The following is a 20,313-nucleotide window of genomic DNA, read 5'->3' as shown; positions in this document are numbered from 1 at the left end:
CCAACATGGAAAAAACACACCTCAAACCTTCTGAAGGAAATGCATGGACACGACTAACTAGCTCAAATTGGTTTGTCTATATTTTAGTTGCACCTTTATTTTTAGTGTTGTTTGCCTATGTAGTATACCCGTTCTATCAAACTTTTAAAGAAAGCTTTTCTGGTGCTGACGCGCTATCTAATTATAAAAACTTTTTTAATATAGCTAGCCCAGCAAATTTAGAGGCATTGTGGACTAGTATTTATATATCCGTTATCAGTGTTATTTGCTGTGCAATCGTCGGTGTAACTATGGCATTTTTACTGGAACGCTATGATTTCCCAGGCAGACGGATACTCTCTGTTTTAGTATTAGTACCCATGGCTCTTCCGCCATTAGTAGGTGTGCTGTCCTTTACATTTTTGTATGGAGAGAGTGGAATTTTCCCACGTGCGTTTCAGCACCTATTCGGTTTAGAGCAAGTACCTTTTTCATTAAAAGGCATATGGGGGGTTATCGTAGTACATACATTCACTATGTACACTTACTTCTACTTAACCGCCTCAGCAGCTATAAAAGGTCTTGATCCAGCTTTAGAAGAAGCCGCAACTAGCTTAGGTGCCGGGCGTATTCGAGTATGGACAAAGGTTATTTTGCCCATGTTGACACCCTCGATTGTTGCCTCATCCTTACTCGTATTTATGATATCTATGGCATCCTACACTGCACCTTTAATGTTCGGTGTCGAACGCACGATGACAATGCAAATCTATTTATCACGTACGAATGGGAATTTAGATATGGCAGCGACACAATCTATGATTTTATCCTTTGTGTCCATTACCTTTTTAATTGTTATGCGCTGGTATCAAAACCGCCGAAATTATCAAAATCTCAGCAAAGGTATTAGTGTTCATCGATCTGAAGTATCTTCAAAAAGCATGAAAATCATAGCGACTATTGCGTCTTTCCTAGGTACATTAATTTTAATTTTGCCGATTTTAGTGCTTATATTAATTTCATTTTCCGTTGATGGTGCCTGGAAAACGCAAATTCTTCCAACAGACTATACATTAGATCATTATCAAGCGCTTTTTACAGATGAACGGACGTGGCGACCGATTTGGAATTCCGTTCGAATGGGGATCGTTGCAACACTCGGCAATATCATTTTCGGTGTTGCGGCAGCCTATGCGATGGTACGGTTAAATTTTAAAGGTAAAACATTACTCGATATTTTAATCATGGTTCCTTGGGCATTGCCGGGAACGGTTGTAGCTGTCAATTTAATAGCAGCCTTTAGTACGGAAAATATATTCGCCTTTAATCAGGTTCTTATCGGGACATTCTGGATTTTGCCATTAGCTTATTTTATTAGACATTTACCTCTTGTTTTCCGATCGACATCAGCATCACTTGTGCTATTAGATCAATCTATCGAAGAAGCATCACGAAGTTTAGGTGCAACATGGTGGTATTCATTTAGACGTATTGTCCTACCACTTACATTTACGGGCATTTTGGCAGGTACGTTATTAGCACTTGTTCAAAGCTTTGGCGAATTCGTAGCGTCTATCCTTATTTACAGTACGTCAACAATGCCATTATCAGTGGCAATATTCCAAAAATTGTATTCCTTTAAATTTGGAACTGCTTGTGCATATGGCGTCTTACAAATTTGTTTAATTTTAATTGTACTTATTATTTCCGAGAAGTTATCTAAAGGCAGTGCTGGTTCGGCCATATAACTGCCAATCTACTAGGAGGCAATTAATATGTTTGAAGATTTCCGCAACAAAACCCAGCAAGAAGATGGGATGATCTTCCCTTCTAATATTTATCGTAAAATTGTCTTACAGCCGGCTTACGATGAAGCCAAGAAAAACTTTTTAACAATTATGCTACAGATCAATATTGCACACTTAAAAATGTTAGAAGAACAGGGACTAGTACAAAAAGAAGAAGCTAAAGAAATTGGTATTGCTCTAAAAAAACTAGACTTGAACTATTATCGTATAGAGGATTACAGCCCGCGATATGAAGATTTGTTTTTCCGCATCGAAAATAAATTAATAGAGCTTGCTGGCGATGTTGCTGGGAATCTTCACATTGGAAGAAGTCGTAATGATATGGGTATTGCCATCTATCGCATGACTTTAAGAAAAAAATTGTTGTTGCTTATGCAAGAATTACTGACATTACGAGATGATTTAATCGCAGCTGCTGAGGAGCACGTCGATACGATTATGATTGGCTATACACATACGCAGCAGGCACAGCCAACAACCTTTGCGCATTATTTGAAAGCCGTCATCGATCAACTTGAACGAGATTTTGAACGTTTACAGCATGTCTATAAAACGGTAAATCGCAGTAGTATGGGAGCTGCGGCATTAACGACAACAGGCTTCAATATAAGTCGAGAGCGCATGCGGGAGTTATTGGCATTCGATGATATTATCGAAAATGCTTGGGATGCTGTTGCTGGTGCAGATTATATTGCAGAGGCAGCAAGTATCGTTCAGCTTGCGGCACTTAATCTCGGACGCACATCCCAAGATTTTTTATTATGGGCTACACAGGAATTCAATGCATTTACACTAGCAAGTCCGTACGTGCAAGTTAGCTCTATCATGCCACAAAAGCGCAATCCTGTTTCGATCGAACATACACGTTCATTGCTCTCAGCGGTTGTTGGTGATGCTAGTACAGTATTACAAATGGTACATAATACACCTTTTGGAGATATCGTAGACACAGAGGATGATATGCAACCATATTTATGGCGCGCCATTGACCGTTTAATAGGTATTTATAAACTATTTGGTTCACTTGTTGTCACGATGGATGTAAACAAGAAAAAACTAAAAAGTCGAGCAGAAAATAGTTTTGCCAATGTGACAGAGCTTGCCGATACGCTAGTGCGCTCGGAAGGTATTTCATTCCGCCAAGCACATAGTATAGTTAGTAAATGTATTAAAGTATTGCTCTCTCATGGCGAGGAATCTCTAGCAAGCCTTACATGGGGTCTTACCAATACACAATCCAAATTAATTACTGGTAAACCATTAAAAATTTCCGAGGAAGATTTTTATAACACATTAAAACCAGAGACTTTCGTTGCTGTACGTACATTACCTGGTGGTCCGGCACCCGTAACGATGAAAGCATCTCTTGAACGCTCCAATGAAAATACTCATAACCTTTATGAGTGGATTCGTTTGAAGGAGTCTATGATTATTGAGGCAGAAAAACAATTAACAGTATATATAGAGGAATGGAATCAATGATGGGATGGCTACTTATTATTGACGGTGGTGCTACAAAAACGGCATGTGCGCTCGTACATGCCGAGTCTGGTGAAATAAAATATACAACATCAACAAGTGGCTCGAATTATCAAGCAATCGGTGCTGCGTCTGCTACAGAAATATTGCAAGCGTTACTAGTAAACGTGCAGAACTTTTTGCAAAAGCAAAATTACTCAAATATTGCTGTAGCTACCTTTGCAATGGCTGGCATTGATTCTCCCAAAGATCATGAAGTCGTATCGGCAATCGTTCATAGTGCTGTATCGGCATTACAGTTAAAAATAGATACGCTTCTTATAGAAAATGATGCACAAGCCACTTTACTTGGTGTTACTGCTGGACAGGCAGGCGCATTACTCATTGCTGGAACAGGAGCCATTGCGTACGCATTTGATGGTACACAAATAGTACGTGCAGGTGGTTGGGGGCATCGTGCAGGAGATGAAGGCAGTGGCTATTGGTTAGGGCAAGAAGTCATACGTGCCATTTTCCGCATGGAAGACGGACGCGGTGAGCCGACCCTATTAAAAAATGCTGTCTATGATTACTTAAGAATCCAAGATGTTACAGAGCTAGCTACATGGCTGTTCCATCCATCCTACACGAATGCACAGCTAGCAAAAATGGGCGCATTTTTAGCAGATGCCGTGACCAAAAAGGATTCATGTGCCATTCAAATATCAACGCGTGCTGCCCATGAATTAGTGCTCCTTGCAAGCGCCGTGTTGCAAAAAGTCAACTATCAAGGCGAAGCATTTAGCCTTTATTGTAATGGTGGTGCCATTAAGCATAATCCATTAATTTTTAAGATTTTTTCACAGGAAATGAAATTGATGTATCCGCAAATCGAAGTTTCTCTATGTCAGCATCAACCAATCTATTATCTTATGGAGCGAACAAAAAGGGCCTATGACAGTTTGTAATGTCATAGGCCCTTCATGTTGTTGAAAAACTATTATATTCAATGAAATCAGGGTATCCATTTCTCTTCTGCAAAACGAGTGGTTGATTTCCGTTCCGACTGGGCGCTTTCCTGGGGGCGTCGGGGCAACAGGATGTTGGTCACGAAGGCGTTATCACAGGACGTGATGCTTTAGCCTTCGTTCCTCTATCGCTAATCCCCAAAGAGTCGCCCAGTCTTCACTCCAATCAACCACTACACAAAGCATGCATCTTCTGGCATGTCACTCTAATTTATTGTGATAAAACGAAACTGCAATAACAACAGATTACAATTGCGCCATAACGTTAAAGTGCCATTTTTTTAAGCTCATTTGTAGTGAAATATAAATAGCTGTCCTGCACAAATAAATCCTTCGTTTCTTCCCTATTTAATATTTTTTCTTCGCTTCCATCCGGGCGAATCTTTGTTAAATACGCTCCGTGTGAATAATTACTAAAATATAGCCAACCATCTGCATAAACGACGTACTGTGTACGTGAATTGGAGATGCGTTTCGATTTACCTGTTTTTAAATCAAGCACGTACAATTTATTATCATCAGATACATTACTATAGAATATTTGTTGCCCTACCTGTGCAGCGAAATCTACATTGTGAAAGTAGTTATACATCGTACTCGTTGCTTTCGGGTAGTCTTTAGTAATCCACGTATGATCTTTTGCCATTGTTCGATCATCCACTAAAAAATATTGATAGCGTACCGCCCCTTTACGATCAGGCACCGGATCATTCCATGTAGTATCGAGGTGATACCATTGACCGTCCAGCTTTACTAAATTCCAAGCATGTCCTTCCTGTCCGACATAGCCTACTATATATTTTGTTTCTATACCTAGCTTTTGTAACATCGAATGAGCCAGCAATGCATAGCCCTGACAAACGCCACCATGTTCCGCAAGCACTGTATAAGCGCTATGTGGACTTGATTTCGTTTGATCCGTATAGGCGGTATTGGCAACGATATAATCATTGACAGCCCTCACCTTCTCTACATCACTTAATGCTTTTTTATTGATAGAGGCTACAATCTCTTGCACATTCATTTCAACAAATGCTGCCTGCTCTGGTGTCATTAAATAACTTTGCTCTCCAAAGATTGTGGCCGTTCTTCCTCCATATTCAAAACGAATTGAGTGTTTACTAATATGCCCATATACATAATCATCTCGTTTAATAGCATTTTCATAGGCTTCTTCCACTAGCTGTTCAATTCGTTGTGTATCGCCTTTATATTGAATCTCAAACTTAGGTGAAAAACTACTGTAGTACGCATACATCGCATCAGCCATTTCCTTTGCATTTGTTACAACTAACTTTGCTTCAGGTTTTTTGGCTGCAGGAGCTGTAACGGCTACTCCTTCTTCTGGCTTTTCTTTTATAGGTGTGGCCGTTTCAATGGAGGTATTCTCTGAAAGTTTAGCAGTAACGTCTATAATTTTTTCCTTTGTTGAAAGAAGCATCGTTTCTATTTCATCATTATTTGACCAAGTTATCACTTGTTGTACAACTGCTTTACCAGCCGTATAAATGGGGTCAATAAAAATAATAATAATTACAATAATGGCTAATTTTTTCCACAAGATCCTCACCTCCAACCGTTTTCCTGTTTTCATTATATACAAAAAAAGCACAAAGGACTCACTTGGAAGTCCTTTTGTGCTTTCATTTTATCAATAGATAAGTATTTGAAGTTTATTTTATTTTAAGCTTCTGTTCTTTACCATTAACAGTATAAACTAAATAATTATCATTAATTCTTAAATCAGAAACTGCTTGCTTCACGAGCACCTCAGTTTTTAATGTTTTAAGATTTAATTTTGTTAAGTAGCCACTGTTACTGTAATCACTGAAATATAAAAAGTTATCCGCTCCTGTAATATATAAGGCACGTTTATCAATGACCTTTGTTTTTGTACCACTTGCTAAATCAAGCTTATACAATTTATCTTTATCTGCTGTATTACTAAAGTACAGTGTATTATTAACCTGATATGCAAAATGAACATTTTGCATATAGCTATATTTTGTACTTGTTGCAGTAGGATAATTTGATGCTATCCATTTATGATCTTTCTTTAGCTGTGCATCCGTTACTAAGAAATAATCGTATGAAGAAGCGCCGAAACGATTTGGTAATGGATCATTCCATGTTGTATCTAAATGATACCATTTACCATCAACCTTCACTAGATTCCATGCATGTGCCTCGTTACCATTAACAGTACCAACAACATATTTCACATCGAATCCAGCTTGTTCTAACATTTTATAAGTTGTTAATGCGTAGCCCTGACATACAGCTTGCCCTTCCATCAACAATGCATAAGTACTATGGGGACTAGCCTTTGTTTTAGTACCATATGTAGTATTTGACACAATATAATCATTAATCGCTTTTACTTTTTCGAATTCTGTCATTGAAGTCTTAATAATTGTTTTTAATAGTTGATCGACCTTTTTTTGTACGTCCGCTTCTTGTGTTTGGTTTGTCAAATATTTCACTTTAAACGTTACATTGCCTGTTGAGTCTGCAGAAATAGCGGTACTTTCCATATGACCACTCGCATAGACTGCTTGCTCCTGTGCTTTTTCAAAGGACTCCATAAAGTTCTTTTTGAAATCAGTCATTGGTCCACTATATGTAATTTTTATTTCGGGAGCGAAATTATTTAATTGCTTTACGATTTCTGTTGTGAATTGATCCCAATTTGTTACTTTCGTATTAGCTACTACATTATAAGCATTCACTGAGGAAGTATTTACTGAACGAGCGTCTGCATTTTGCGCATAGGCTGTTGTTGGGCTTAACATCAATAATGCTGCTCCGCTTATTAACCACTTTTTCACAATAAATCACCTTCCCATTTGTTAAATTCTTATAATTAGAATAACAAAGGAAGGAACTATAAATCTATCGGACAAGTTCACTAACCATGACTTTTATCTGTATACACAATAAACAATATATAGGTATAAACTCCCTTGAAAATAATAGAAGTATCGAATTAAACTATATTTTTGTAAAAAAATAAAAACTCACCCGTTTTTCAGTGAGTTTTCTATATATTAATGGCCATTTCTATCGAGCAGGCTTCTCTTTATTTTAGCGACTTTTTACTACTAAGTTGACTGCCTCTTGAATAGCTTCATTCATTTTCTCGCCATCACCTTCAGCATTTTGTACACATTCTAAAAGATTCGTACTTACAATGACACCAACTGTTCGATCTACTGCTGAACGTACTGCCGATAATTGAGTAATGACTGCCTTACAGTCCTTTTCTTCTTCCATCATTTTTAAAATTCCACGTAGCTGGCCTTCCATCCGTTTTACACGATTTTTCACTTGATCTGAATACTCCATCATCCTTGTTCCTTCTTTCTATACTCGCTACGGTCTTGAGTAATTTTTATTCTAGCACATTATTTCAAAATTAAACCTATAGTTATTTTTTTCTTGGATTTAAATAATTCATAAGCATTTTAGTAATAATTGACCCTGCATTTGTTATTTCATCATACTGGATCACTGTATTTTTCTTTATTCGTAACTGACCTATCTCTACTTCAAAAATTGGGCACTTTCTTTCAAGTGCAGCGACTAGCATATTTGTGTCGTAGTCATATCGTTCACCTTTTACTTTTATCAGCCATGGTAGCTCCTTTATAGAAATAAACCGTAAACCTGTTTGTGTATCCATTAGTTTTCTATGATAAAGGATCTCAAAAAACAAACTTGTTGTACGATTACCCCAATATGATAAAAACGTGCTATCCGAAGAATGGAAGTTACGTACTCCTAACACAATTCCTTCAGAAAATACCTTTGTCATCGTTAAAACTAACTTTACATCTTGTAACGTATGTTGGTCATGAGCACCTACTGTAATGACACCTTGAAACATACCCCTTTGCGCCCTTACATAGGCAAAGGCTGTTTTTAGTGCGCCTCCCTTTCCAATATTGTGGTCATGCTCTAGCACTCTACAGCAGTCAATCTTTTTCAACTCTTCAAATACACTTGCATATTTTTGATCGCTGCCATCATTGACAATAATAATTTGGCTAATGGTGGTGGCTAATAATTGATGGACATAGGTTATAAGTGACTGTTGTGGATTATAGGCTGGTATAATTGCTGCAATATTTTTCATCATTTCTATCCCCCGGATAACATGAAACTTTGGCAGATGTATTTTTTAGTAATTGCTACTTCGAATATCAACGAATCTCCTTATAACAAATAGTATCATGTATCGAGGACAATTCAACAATAACGGTATTTTCCCGATATATGAAAAAAGAGGACATTTATGATTCATCACCAAAAGTTGGGAATGGTATTGGTCAAGACGTATACCATGTAAATAAGTTGATCTTCGTTCCGGCTGGGCGACTCCTTGGGGATAAGCGATAGAGGAACGAAGGCTAAAAGCATCACGTCCTGTGATAACGCCTTCGTGACCAACATCCTGTTGCCCCAAGCGGCTCATCGGACGCGCCCAGCCGGAACGGAAATCAACCCCACGTTATGGTGATGACCCATTTTTATGAAAGTGGTGATTGCTATCGTCATACAATACGAGATTCTCCAAGATCAATGTACGAAATTAAAAGCTTTATGCTTGGTTAAATTGGCTAAAAATTTACAGGATGCTAGCTCGCTCGCCATTTCAAAGCCAGCTCTATCTCTTCAAAAATCACTCCTAGTACTGGAGGAAATTTTACATGAGCTTTATAAGCTGGAAATGCATACCGAACCGAAGTTAAAAAACATGAGAACGTTACTCAATAATCGTAACTTTGTTGCAAAAATTCATCCACGTCGTATTTATTTATTAATGAATCTTGTAAGCAAAATGACTTCTAGTAATAGTAGTGAAGTTGTAGAAGCAAAGGCGGCAAAAATTGTTCTTGATTATATAAGTGATATTGTAGAATGGTTTATCGAATGCTATGACCGTAGCTTAAAGGCAAAAATGATTCGCATAGCACCAGGCTTTGAAGATATAACTTCAGCTTTTGATGTAAATTTGCTGCTTCAAAATGACCAATCAACCGAGGCTTATAAAAGTGCTGCAAACTGGTTTGAGCTTGCAGCCAAACAAGGGAATGCAAGTGCCCAATATAATTTAGGCGCTCTTTATAATCAAGGCCGTGGTGTTAAGAAAGATTATGCTGTTGCAAAAATGTGGTATGAACGCGCCGCTGCGCAAAATGATGCAAACGCGCTTTATAGCTTAGGCGTGCTCTATCATTTAGGCCATGGTGTTATACAAAATTATGAAGAAGCCGCTCAATATTATAAAGCTGCTGCGGATTTAGAAAACGCAGATGCACAGTACAATCTGGGGGTTCTATACAATCAAGGACTTGGGATGCCACTAAACTTTGCCGAGGCAGCAAAATGGTACATGCTAGCAGCCAATCAAGGAAATACAAGTGCTCAAAATAACCTTGGATTCCTTTATCACAATGGAACTGGTGTCGAGCAAAGCTATGAGGAAGCTATAGCCTATTTTGAAATGGCTGCATTAGCTGGTGATGCAAGCGCTCAGTATAATCTTGGCTATATGTACCTTAAAGGTCGTGGCATCTCGCAAAATCTTGAAGAAGCTGTGCAATGGTTCCATTTAGCTGCACTTCAAGACCATACAAATGCGGAATTTCAATTGGCAATGCTATACAACACTGGTCAAGGTATTCCCCAGGATCACGTAGAGGCTATAAAATGGTTTAAACTCGCAGCACATAAAGGACATTTAAATGCTCAATACTGTCTCGGTGTGCTCTATGTCAAAGAAAACGATATAACTTTAGCAGAAAAATGGTTACAGTTAGCCACTAACAATGGACATATAAGTGCAGGATTTGAGCTTGGACGTATTTATGTATACCAACTTCAGCAACCAGAGAAAGCTCTCCCTCACTTTAAAGCAGCTGCTGAAAAGGGGTATGCTGATGCTCAGTATGAGCTCGGATTATTATATGAAGCTGAATTGAATTATGTTGAAGCAGTAAAATGGTGGAGAGCCGCTACTGATCAGTCCCATATTCAGGCTGAATATCAATTAGGATTATTATATGAGCACGGATTGGGGATCGAACAGGACTTAGAAGAGGCACGACGCTGCTATCGACTAGCAGCCATCCAAGGACATTCAGGTGCCCAATATCAGCTCGGTAATTTATTTGATAAAGGAAAAGGTGTCGATCAGGATTATACAGAGGCCGCAAAATGGATTGAACAAGCTGCAGCTAAAGGACATGCCAAAGCACAATATCAATTGGCTCAAATGCACAGTCATGGACAAGGGGTACCGAAGGATTTTACGAAAGCAGCCCAACTGTATCGACTGGCAGCCAATCAAGGGCATCCAAAAGCACAATTCCAGCTTGGTATGCTTTACAAAAAAGGTCATGGTGTTGCACAGGATTATACAGAGGCAACAAAATGGCTTAAGAAGTCTCTTGAAAATTTAAAATAAAGGACTCATCAGCATAGTGTGGGGTTGATTTCCGTTCCGGCTGGGCGCTTTCCTGGGGGCGTCCGATGAGCCGCTTAGGGCAACAGGATGTTTGTCACGAAGGCGTTATCACAGGACGTGATGGTTTTAGCCTTCGTTCCCCTATGGGCTCGCTCCAATCAACCTATCCACATGACATACGTTTTAACAGAATGTCATCCAACTTTTAGTTTTATCGGAACATTTTCAGGAATTATCGCCCAACTTTTAATTTTTATCACCCAACTTCTGAATTTTATCGACATTCACCTTCCAAATAGTAAAAAAAGATTCACACACAAAACTGTGTGTGAATCCTTTTACTTTATTTTGTCGCTAAGTCTCCACTCCAATCAACTTATATATGTCATATATTTTAACAAATGTCATATCCAAAACAAAACTGTTCTTCATAAAAAATACCGTGTCACCTCTTATTAAAGATAGTGACACGGTATGTTGATTAGTTTTTCATTTCTTCTTTTTGATCTACCATAAATGTTACAACGATGAATAAAGCGAAACTAATTAATAATGTTGTCCCACCTATGATAAAGAAAATCATTGTAAATGTTCTGCTAAAACTAAATGGATTTAAATTGTAGAACCACATGCCCAGTGTTAAGCCAAAAACACCGAGAATAGCTGTCCAACCATGTGCGGCCACTAACTTTTGTGATTTCACTTTGAAGGCACGATAGAAAATACCCCAGGCAAACATACTTAACCAACCTACAAGCAAAATATGTGCATGTATTGGTCTATATTGATAACTACCTGAACCGGACATATGTGAGCCTAGATACGTTCCCAATAAGGCAAAAATCGCAGCAAGACGAATAAGGCGTATACTCCATTTTTGTTCCATACGATAACTCCCCCTAAGCTTTTTTAACTTAGTAGCAGTTTATCTCGTGAACATGAACTTTACATGAACTCTTCATTTCAATTTGGGTAAGTGGACATGGACCTTTGTGCCGGAGTTCATCACACTTTCCATATGAACCGTTCCTCCATGTAGCTCAGCAATTTGCTTCACGATGGCTAGTCCAAGCCCCGTACCTTGCTTTGTTCTGGACGCATCGGCTCGATAAAAGCGATCAAATACCTTTTGTAATTGTTCAGCAGTCATTCCTATGCCACTATCCTCAATAAGCACTTCAACCGAGTTTGAGGATTCTTGCAAGTGAATATGAATTTCTCCACCTTCAACATTATATTTAATGGCATTCGTCAATAAATTATCCCAAACATTTTGTAATAGCCCCGCATCACCATCATAAGTTATTGGTTCAAACTGATATGATAATTGTACATTTGCGTCTTCAAGCTGCCAGCGGTATTTTCTTACTGTTTCCTTTAATTGCTCATCTAAACGATAAGGTTCACACTTTAACAACCTTGTAGATTGATCGAGTGACGTTAGTAAAAGTAATTGCTTAGTTAATGTCGACATACGCTTCGTTTCTAGTTCAATAATCGTTGTATATTCCTGCCTTTCCTTGTCGGTCAGCAAGGGATTCTTTAGTAAATCTACATAGCCTTGAATATTCAACAATGGCGACTGAAAATCATGGGACACATTACTAATAAACTCTTTACGTATTCGATCATTTTCCTGTAATTTTCCGGTCATGACATTAAAGCTATCTGCTAATTGTCCAATCTCATCTGCTCGATCTATATCCAGGAGCGTATCGAATTTTTCATGTGCAAGCTGATGTGTTGCCTCTGTTAATTGTGTAATAGGGCGAATTAGTGCCTTAGCAAAAAGCAGCATTGCTAATAGACTAAGTACTGTCATCGTAAGAATAAGTCCACCAAGTATCGTATGCACCTCAGAGAACAACAAGCGAATATCAGGTCTAATGAACAGTGCATACTGCTTATTCTCATAAGTAAATGGCACACCTATCGTATTAATTAACTCATTCGCAAAAAAGCCTGTCACAAAAGTCTCTTTTGGAAAATCACGCATACCATGATAAATTTCCCCGTTTAAAACACGCTTGACTGTATTAGACGGTAGTGTTTTATCACGATACTCACCGCCGAAGAAATGGCCTTCGTCACCGGTTGTTGCATAAATTTGATAGCCTATTTCGCCAAGAGTCGTTAAATAATTATCTAAATCGTTAGGCTTAGACGACTCAATGTATTTCGCAATATCCTGCGCAATTTTCACATTTTTAGCATCGTTTTTTTCCTTCACAACTTGATGATAATAAGTATTTGTGAATAAAAAGCCGATACATAAGCTTCCGATCATAACAAACATAGTCGTGACAACAAATCTACTATATAACGTTTTCATCATGCAATAACCTCAAGCTTATAGCCAACACCACGCACCGTAGTAATCTCAACACCTGTTTCATAACGATGCAGACGCTCACGAATCCGCTTCACATGCGTATTTAAAGTCTGCTCATCTCCATCATAATCATAGCCCCACACTTGCTCCATAATAAAACTACGTGTAAACACCTGATTCGGGCGAGAAGCTAGTAATGCCAATAGTTCAAATTCCTTTAAAGGCAGAACGAGTGTATCTTCCCCAATGACAACCTCAAAGCTTAGACGATCAATAACTAGCCTGCCCACCTGGATGGTTACCTGATTTTTCTTATCTAGTCTACGCAATATCGCGGCTATGCGAAACAGCAATTCTTTAGGTTCAAAAGGCTTTACTACATAGTCGTCTGAACCTGCCAAAAACCCTCGTTCCTTGTCCTCAAGTTCGCCTTTTGCTGTTAATAACAGTACAGGGATATCGTAATCCTGGCTCAATGTCTCGGTTAATGTAAAACCATCCATTCCCGGCATCATTACATCTACAACAGCCAAATCAGGCAAGTTTCCTTCAAGTGATTTAAGTGCCTGTTGTCCGTTTTCTGCCTGTATCACCTGATAGCCCTCTCTTGTCAGATAGATATTCACTAGCTGTAAAATATGTACATCATCATCTACAACGAGAATTTTCATTCAAGTCTACCTCCATCTAACTTGTTTCTGGCACACTATTTCAACAAAAAATCCGCCCCATTCCGCGGACGTTCTGCAAGCCTCGCGTCTCGCTGTCCCGCAGGAGTGTAGCGAATTTTTTTCATAACAACTTTCATTTATATTATAACGAAAAGAAAGAAATCAACAGCAATATAAGTAACGGCAAACCAATCACGATATAACCTCGTGGGTTTGCAAAATTCATCGTCCAACCGATCCCAAAGCGTTTCTCTACAAAAACGGAAGGATCTTGACGATTCATATAAATTAATCCACCCTTCCAATAGCGATCCTCATCCACATCCATTACCTCTGAAGCAACATTATCTCCATAATTCACCCTCAGCTTACGTTTTTTCCATGCGTAAACAAGGACTGAGCCAAGAACAAGCAATAAGAATAAAATAAATACCGGTAATAGACTTTTTCCTGTAGTCATCGAAGGATAGATATTGCTTAGCTGCAACACTGTAAATAAAATAGTAAGTGCATAGCTTAACAACATAATGCTCCAGCTCATATACTTTCGGCTTTTTAACTGATCTTCCAACGAGTCTTCCTTACGATTAACAGCCAACTTTATTGCTGAACGCTTGATGGAATCTACAATTCCCCACATCATACATTGCATCATCAGCATAACAAGCGGCAGTGAAACCGCAGTAAAATATGTTTTGCTTCTCCAAGAATCCGCTTCACCGCTAGGTCCCCAGTGTACAGCAATGTGATCTGGTATTTGGTCATAATGGCGGAATGTAAAGATAATTAGAAACATCGCAACACCAAAAGGGATTACATAAAATGGCCACGGAAGCATTTCATCGCGACTACGGGCCGTTAAGTCAACTGCACGAACTTGTTTTATATTTAAGCCCCATTGCTCTTCCTTTTTAAGTTTTAAAGCTTTTTGATGGTTTATCCAATATAGTGTCATACTGACTGCAAGCATTGCAAATAAGCAGCCCAACAATAAAATACTTTGCATGAATTCAGATTGTGCAAAGTAATAATAGCTAACAATCATCATCAGTAATAACAAGACACCAGAAATTCCAACAATTTGAGCATAATGCTTTTTCATATTACGTAATGCGGGATGTTTTACTTTTTGTTCAGGTACAGTAACGCCAAAAACAATTGTCTCACGTACTATATACGGAACAAATACTTGTAGAGCTAATGTTATGATGTACACGGTTGAAAAAACGCCAAGTAACATGTGTTACACCCCTTCTACAGGTATTTGCAAATCAGAAAATACCTTTTTTATCATGTGCTCGATTTGTTCAGCTGTTGCGCCGAGCACCATTCCTTCTACCACAACAGGCTTTAAGTTTTTTTCAATTTGTTGTAATTGTTCAGAAGTTAACGCTCGTTCCTCTGTTGAACGAATAATAGCACCTGATTTGGCTCTTATAGTAATGATCCCCTTTTCCTCTAGCTCATGATAGCTTTTATTAACCGTGTGCATATTTACACCCAGATCAGCCGCTAAATTACGTACAGATGGTAGGGTATCTCCTGGTTTCATTTCTCCCCTTGCAACACCTTCCATAATTCGCCGTGTTACCTGTTCATAGATTGGTACATCAGATTGTGGCTCTATTTGAATAAACATTAATATCATCTCCATAATTGTTATATAGCTAATATAACAAATAATCATTCTTTGTGCACAAAGAAAAAGACCAATTGACTTTCATATTCAATATGAACAATCGAAAAAAGGAGATGTCTCATGATTAATTCGAGACATCCCCTTCAACTATAGCTATTTCTAAACTATTGCTAATGCATCATAAATTTCATCAATTACCGGCGTCGGTCCAGGAACATTTTTTAGAAGATAAAAAAATGCCTTACAAGCCCCCATCTAAGCTCGTAAGACATCCTTCACCCCTTTTAAATCTCTTTTTATTAAGACCCCTTTTTTTGTAACCGTGTTCATTTTTCAGTAAGGAACGGGGGAACAGACCCCGCTCGTTACATTAGTGGAATAAGGTGGACTCCATTCGAGTTTAGTCCACAACAATTTAGGAAAGTTTGGATATGTTCGTTTAGTAGATTCGTATCTCAAATCAATTATGCCTCGGCATAATTGCGTCCGGAATCGGCTTTGTGCTTGGGCCTGCATGAGGGCCAACACGATGTTGGTCATTTCGGTAATGCCACAGGACGTGGCGTTTTTACCGATGCAGGTCAGTTAACCGTTATCGCATGGATTCGATGATTTTAGGCTAACATCCTATAAGCACTCCTTTCCGATTCCGTGACATCCGCCGGAGGCTTTAGGCCAACAAATGTTTTCTGTGCGAAAGCGAAGCGACAGCAACATGATGTTGGTCACTCAGTCGTTGCCACAGGACGTGGCGCTTTTAGACTGAGTTCCTCTCTTTCAGCAATTGCTGAAAGCAAGTTAAGCTAATTTTTCGTAACCTGGAAGCGTCAAGAATTCCGTAAATTCATCTTGTTCAATTAAAGATTTAAACAGCTCAGCAGCTTCTTCATAGCGGCCACCGTTATAGGCTTGATTCCCAGCAGCCTCTTTAATTTTCACAAGCTCTTCCTCCAAGATATCTAGTACAAAGGCCAATGTAATACCACGACCATCATCCAAGATACCTTTTGGATGACGAATCCATTGCCATACTTGTGTACGAGAGATTTCTGCAGTTGCAGCATCCTCCATTAAGTTGTTAATCGGTGCAGCTCCGTTGCCTCGTAGCCAAGAAGCAATGTACTGAACCCCTACACTACAGTTAATACGAAGACCTTCTAGTGTAATTGTCCCCTCTGGAACAGCTACTAAATCTTCCGCTGTAACATTTACATCCTCACGCTTTTTATGGATTTGATTTGGTGTCGTCATAATCGCATCAAACTGTTCCATTGCCGTTGCAACCATACCTGGGTGCGCTACCCAAGTTCCATCATGGCCATCTGTTGCTTCACGACTTTTATCTTCTGCAACCTTTGCAAACGCTACAGCATTCGCGTCGTCATCCCCTTTAACCGGGATTTGTGCTGCCATACCGCCCATCGCAGGAGCATTACGTTTATGACATGTTTGAATACATAAAGACGTATATGCCTTCATGAAAGGTACAGTCATTGTTACTTGTCCACGGTCCGGTAAAATTACATCAGGTTGATTGCGCAGACGTTTGATATAGCTGAAAATGTAATCCCAGCGTCCACAATTCAGACCAGCTGAATGTTCACGTAGTTCATATAAAATTTCATCCATTTCAAATGCTGCTAAAATTGTTTCAATTAATACAGTAGCCTTAATTGTCCCTTGTGGAATTCCGATATAATCTTGTGCAAACACAAAGACATCATTCCATAAGCGTGCCTCCAAATGGCTTTCAAGCTTCGGTAGGTAGAAATAAGGCCCCGTACCTTTTGCCAATGCATTTTTAGCATTATGGAATAAATACAGACCGAAATCAAAGAAACTACCAGAGATCGGTTTGCCATCTACTAGTACATGCTTTTCAAGTAAATGTAGACCACGTGGTCGAACTAATAACACAGCTGTGTTTTCGTTTAACTTATACGTTTTACCATTAGATGCTTGTGTAAATTCAATTGTCTTATTAATAGCATCACGCATATTAATTTGACCGCCAATCATGTTTTCCCATGTCGGTGCAGATGCATCCTCAAAGCAAGCCATAAACATTTTTGCGCCAGAGTTTAATGCATTAATAACCATTTTACGGTCAACAGGTCCTGTAATTTCTACACGACGGTCATGCAAATCTGCTGGAAGTGGTGCGATTGTCCAATCTCCCTCACGGATCTGCTTTGTTTCTGGTAAGAAGTCGAGTTTCTCACCTGCATCAAGACGCTTTTGGCGTTCTTGACGAGCCTCTAATAACTCTTTTCGACGAGCATCAAATTTTTCGTGCAGGGCAAGAACAAACTCAAGGGCTTCTGGTGTTAAAATTTCTTTTGTTTGCTCGTTTTGTTCCCCAACAATTTTAAGCTTACCTGTTGTTGCTTGTTCCATCAGTTGTTTCCCCCACCTTTGTGATTTTAAGTAGTCATCCCCCGCTTTAGGAGGAGCGGAGGAGACTAATCTATGATTATGAATTTAGGAATACACGTACTTTATGAAACTTATACGAATTGTTCTGTTTCTGTAGAACCAGCCATTGCTGTTGTAGAAGAAGTACCACCAGAGATAACTTGAGATACATCATCAAAGTAACCAGTACCTACTTCACGTTGATGGCGTGTAGCTGTGTAGCCTTTTGATTCTGATTCAAACTCAGCTTGTTGTAGCTTAGAGTATGCAGCCATACCATTATCTTTATAATCATGTGCAAGCTCAAACATAGAGTGGTTTAATGCGTGGAAACCAGCTAATGTTACGAATTGGAATTTATATCCCAATTTACCTAGCTCGCGTTGATATTCTGCGATTTCTTCTTCTGATAGATTTGCTTTCCAGTTGAAAGAAGGTGAGCAATTGTATGCTAGCAATTTACCAGGGAATTCGGCATGAATAGCTGCCGCAAATTCACGAGCTTCCTCAAGAGATGGTTTAGAAGTTTCACACCAAATTAAATCTGCATATGGCGCGTAAGCTAAACCACGAGCAATCGCTTGTTTGATGCCCGGTTTTGTACGGAAGAAGCCTTCTGGAGTACGTTCACCAGTAATAAACTCAGCATCACGTGGATCGATATCAGATGTTACCATATCAGCAGCATCAGCATCTGTACGAGCGATTAAAATTGTATCAACACCCATTACGTCTGTTGCAAGACGAGCAGCAATTAAGTTACGAACAGCATTTTGTGTTGGAAGTAAAACTTTACCGCCTAAGTGACCACATTTTTTCTCAGAAGCTAATTGGTCTTCTAAGTGAACACCAGCAGCTCCAGCTTCGATCATACCTTTTACAAGCTCAAATACGTTTAGAGGACCACCGAAGCCAGCCTCAGCATCTGCTACGATTGGAGCGAACCAATCAAATTGATCTACACGTCCTTCAGCATGATCGATTTGGTCTGCACGTTGTAAAGCTTGGTTAATACGCTTAACTACTGCTGGTACAGAGTTTGCTGGATATAAGGATTGGTCAGGGTACATTTGACCAGAAAGGTTAGCATCAGCAGCAACTTGCCAGCCTGATAAGTAGATTGCTTTTAATCCCGCTTTTACTTGTTGTACAGCTTGATTACCAGTTAATGCACCTAATGCATTAATGAACGGTTCTTCGTGTAAAGATTTCCAAAGTCGATCCGCACCTTTAGTTGCTAAAGTTTGTTCAAGTACTACAGAGCCCTGTAACTTAACAACCTCTTCAGCTGAATATGCGCGTTCAATACCTGCCCAACGAGGGTTCTCTGCCCATTGTTTTTCTAATGTTTGGATTTTTTCTTGACGTGTTGACATATTGAAATTCCACCTTCCCCTTTGTATACAATATACTCTGTTAAAAAACTTTTATTCAACTGTTCCATAACAGGTTTATTTGTTGTAAATTAATATATAACAGAGCATCTGAATTTTCATTATTTTTAGATAAAATACCAAATTTTAATGATGAAACTGCTTTTTTGGGCGACGAAATTTGGTAAACTGTTTACAAACAAGGGGGATATTCACAATGAACAATGAGTCTAATTCTTTGCCAAAAGATATTTCACAACAGTTTATTTCAATGCTAAAAGACTGGGTTCCAGCCAATTCATCCATTGCAATTGCTGCTGAAAACGCCTATATCTATTTTCATTCTGGGCATCAAAACGTTAACTTGGAAGTAGGTCAACAAGTACAATCTGGAAGCATAGCAGAGCAAGTACTACGTACAAGGAAACGAACAGACGCCATTTTAGATAATTCTTTATTCGGAACACCCTATTATGGGATAGGTTACCCTATAAACATTTTAGATGTGCCTGCAGCACTTATTGTAGTATTACCGTCAACCTTTACCGAAAAGAAATTAGAGCCCTTTCAATTTTTAACTGGAAAGCAAGAAGAGGAATGGAATCCTGTTGCAATTGAAAAAATCTCTCATATTGAAAGTCTGCAGAAAAAAACGTGGTTTTATGTGGCGGGGGAACAATTTAAAACAAGTATTACACTTAAAGAACTTCAAATGCGCCTACCTTCATCTTTTATTCGCATTCACAGATCTTATATTGTTAATATTCATTTCATAAAAAAAATGGCTCGTGATCTTACTTCCAATTTTATTGTCACTCTAAAGGATGGAAGTGAACTACCCGTTAGCCAATCTTATTTAAATAATCTAAGAAACGCCCTTGAATTTTAGATTTCACCTTAGCGTAATTAATGTCATTTGTTGCTATCGTTTCGCTTTCGCACAGAAAACATTTTGCTAACTAAGATAAAAGGCTGTCCTATACATTGATTGTATAAGACAGCCTGAAAAATAAAAAAGCCTGAGAAAAAATTCTCAGACTTTAGATTGCCTAGCGACGTCCTACTCTCACAGGGGGAAGCCCCCAACTACCATCGGCGCTAAAGAGCTTAACTTCCGTGTTCGGTATGGGAACGGGTGTGA

The 20,313-nt window shown here is 38.8% G+C and carries 16 protein-coding genes and 1 rRNA gene; 5 read left to right on the top strand and 12 right to left on the bottom strand.

The window, feature by feature from the left end; translation table 11 throughout:
- The first annotated feature begins 5 nt into the window (after positions 1–5).
- The 3 genes from ACIQLB_RS17875 to ACIQLB_RS17865 are packed head-to-tail and all read left to right on the top strand — an operon-like array spanning position 6 to position 4,213.
- Positions 6–1,727: an ABC transporter permease gene (locus ACIQLB_RS17875; RefSeq protein WP_400728649.1), complete on the top strand. Its 1,722-nt coding sequence runs from the start codon at positions 6–8 to the stop codon at positions 1,725–1,727.
- Positions 1,728–1,754: 27 nt separating this feature from the next.
- The gene (gene argH / locus ACIQLB_RS17870) at positions 1,755–3,269 is read left to right on the top strand and encodes an argininosuccinate lyase (RefSeq protein ID WP_400728646.1); all 1,515 of its coding nucleotides are present in this window, start codon (positions 1,755–1,757) and stop codon (positions 3,267–3,269) included.
- Positions 3,266–4,213: an N-acetylglucosamine kinase gene (locus ACIQLB_RS17865; protein WP_400728643.1), complete on the top strand. Its 948-nt coding sequence runs from the start codon at positions 3,266–3,268 to the stop codon at positions 4,211–4,213. Before argH ends, ACIQLB_RS17865 begins: the two co-directional genes overlap by 4 nt.
- Positions 4,214–4,538: 325 nt before the next feature.
- On the opposite strand, the gene ACIQLB_RS17860 is transcribed toward ACIQLB_RS17865, so the two are convergent.
- The 4 genes from ACIQLB_RS17860 to ACIQLB_RS17845 form a co-directional block, all read right to left on the bottom strand.
- Complete coding sequence (locus ACIQLB_RS17860; RefSeq protein WP_400728641.1) at positions 4,539–5,843, bottom strand: transglutaminase domain-containing protein; 1,305 nt, start codon at positions 5,841–5,843, stop codon at positions 4,539–4,541.
- Between the two features lie 103 nt (positions 5,844–5,946).
- Positions 5,947–7,101 (bottom strand): transglutaminase domain-containing protein, encoded by a 1,155-nt coding sequence (locus tag ACIQLB_RS17855; RefSeq protein WP_400728638.1) that lies wholly within the window; start codon positions 7,099–7,101, stop codon positions 5,947–5,949.
- A gap of 256 nt (positions 7,102–7,357) precedes the next feature.
- Entirely contained in the window at positions 7,358–7,618 is a 261-nt protein-coding gene (locus ACIQLB_RS17850) for a metal-sensitive transcriptional regulator (RefSeq protein ID WP_004233098.1), read from the bottom strand.
- A gap of 82 nt (positions 7,619–7,700) precedes the next feature.
- Entirely contained in the window at positions 7,701–8,411 is a 711-nt protein-coding gene (locus ACIQLB_RS17845; RefSeq protein ID WP_400728636.1) for a glycosyltransferase family 2 protein, read from the bottom strand.
- A 393-nt stretch (positions 8,412–8,804) separates the two neighbouring features.
- Between ACIQLB_RS17845 and ACIQLB_RS17840 the strand changes: the two genes are divergently transcribed.
- A complete protein-coding gene (locus tag ACIQLB_RS17840) occupies positions 8,805–10,742 on the top strand; it encodes an SEL1-like repeat protein (protein ID WP_400728633.1) in 1,938 nt (645 codons plus the stop codon).
- A 481-nt stretch (positions 10,743–11,223) separates the two neighbouring features.
- On the opposite strand, the gene ACIQLB_RS17835 is transcribed toward ACIQLB_RS17840, so the two are convergent.
- The 7 genes from ACIQLB_RS17835 to aceA all read right to left on the bottom strand — a co-directional run bounded on the left by ACIQLB_RS17835 (position 11,224) and on the right by aceA (position 19,175).
- Positions 11,224–11,628 carry a hypothetical protein gene (locus ACIQLB_RS17835; RefSeq protein ID WP_400728630.1) on the bottom strand — a complete coding sequence of 135 codons (405 nt, stop codon included), beginning with the start codon at positions 11,626–11,628 and terminating at the stop codon, positions 11,224–11,226.
- Positions 11,629–11,700: 72 nt separating this feature from the next.
- Positions 11,701–13,074 carry a sensor histidine kinase gene (locus tag ACIQLB_RS17830; protein ID WP_400728843.1) on the bottom strand — a complete coding sequence of 458 codons (1,374 nt, stop codon included), beginning with the start codon at positions 13,072–13,074 and terminating at the stop codon, positions 11,701–11,703.
- Entirely contained in the window at positions 13,074–13,745 is a 672-nt protein-coding gene (locus ACIQLB_RS17825) for a response regulator transcription factor (RefSeq protein WP_400728627.1), read from the bottom strand. Before ACIQLB_RS17825 ends, ACIQLB_RS17830 begins: the two co-directional genes overlap by 1 nt.
- 142 nt (positions 13,746–13,887) lie before the next feature.
- Positions 13,888–14,985, bottom strand: coding sequence for a DUF1648 domain-containing protein (locus ACIQLB_RS17820; protein WP_400728624.1), 1,098 nt, complete (start codon positions 14,983–14,985; stop codon positions 13,888–13,890).
- Positions 14,986–14,988: 3 nt separating this feature from the next.
- Positions 14,989–15,384: a GntR family transcriptional regulator gene (locus ACIQLB_RS17815; protein WP_400728622.1), complete on the bottom strand. Its 396-nt coding sequence runs from the start codon at positions 15,382–15,384 to the stop codon at positions 14,989–14,991.
- 798 nt (positions 15,385–16,182) lie between these two features.
- Complete coding sequence (aceB, locus tag ACIQLB_RS17810) at positions 16,183–17,781, bottom strand: malate synthase A (protein WP_400728619.1); 1,599 nt, start codon at positions 17,779–17,781, stop codon at positions 16,183–16,185.
- Positions 17,782–17,891: 110 nt separating this feature from the next.
- The gene (gene aceA / locus ACIQLB_RS17805; RefSeq protein ID WP_400728615.1) at positions 17,892–19,175 is read right to left on the bottom strand and encodes an isocitrate lyase; all 1,284 of its coding nucleotides are present in this window, start codon (positions 19,173–19,175) and stop codon (positions 17,892–17,894) included.
- 214 nt (positions 19,176–19,389) lie between these two features.
- Between aceA and ACIQLB_RS17800 the strand changes: the two genes are divergently transcribed.
- On the top strand, positions 19,390–20,061 hold the full coding sequence (locus ACIQLB_RS17800) for a LytTR family DNA-binding domain-containing protein (protein ID WP_400728612.1): 672 nt from the start codon (positions 19,390–19,392) through the stop codon (positions 20,059–20,061).
- A 158-nt stretch (positions 20,062–20,219) separates the two neighbouring features.
- Here the strand turns inward: ACIQLB_RS17800 and rrf are convergent.
- A 5S ribosomal RNA gene (gene rrf / locus ACIQLB_RS17795) occupies positions 20,220–20,313 on the bottom strand; the annotation flags it as partial.

It is taken from the genome of Lysinibacillus sp. NPDC092081 (assembly GCF_044755845.1).
Lineage (GTDB): Bacteria > Bacillota > Bacilli > Bacillales_A > Planococcaceae > Lysinibacillus.
The sequence above is the reverse complement of the archived record's forward strand: the minus strand, read 5'-3'. Positions and strand labels throughout refer to the sequence as shown.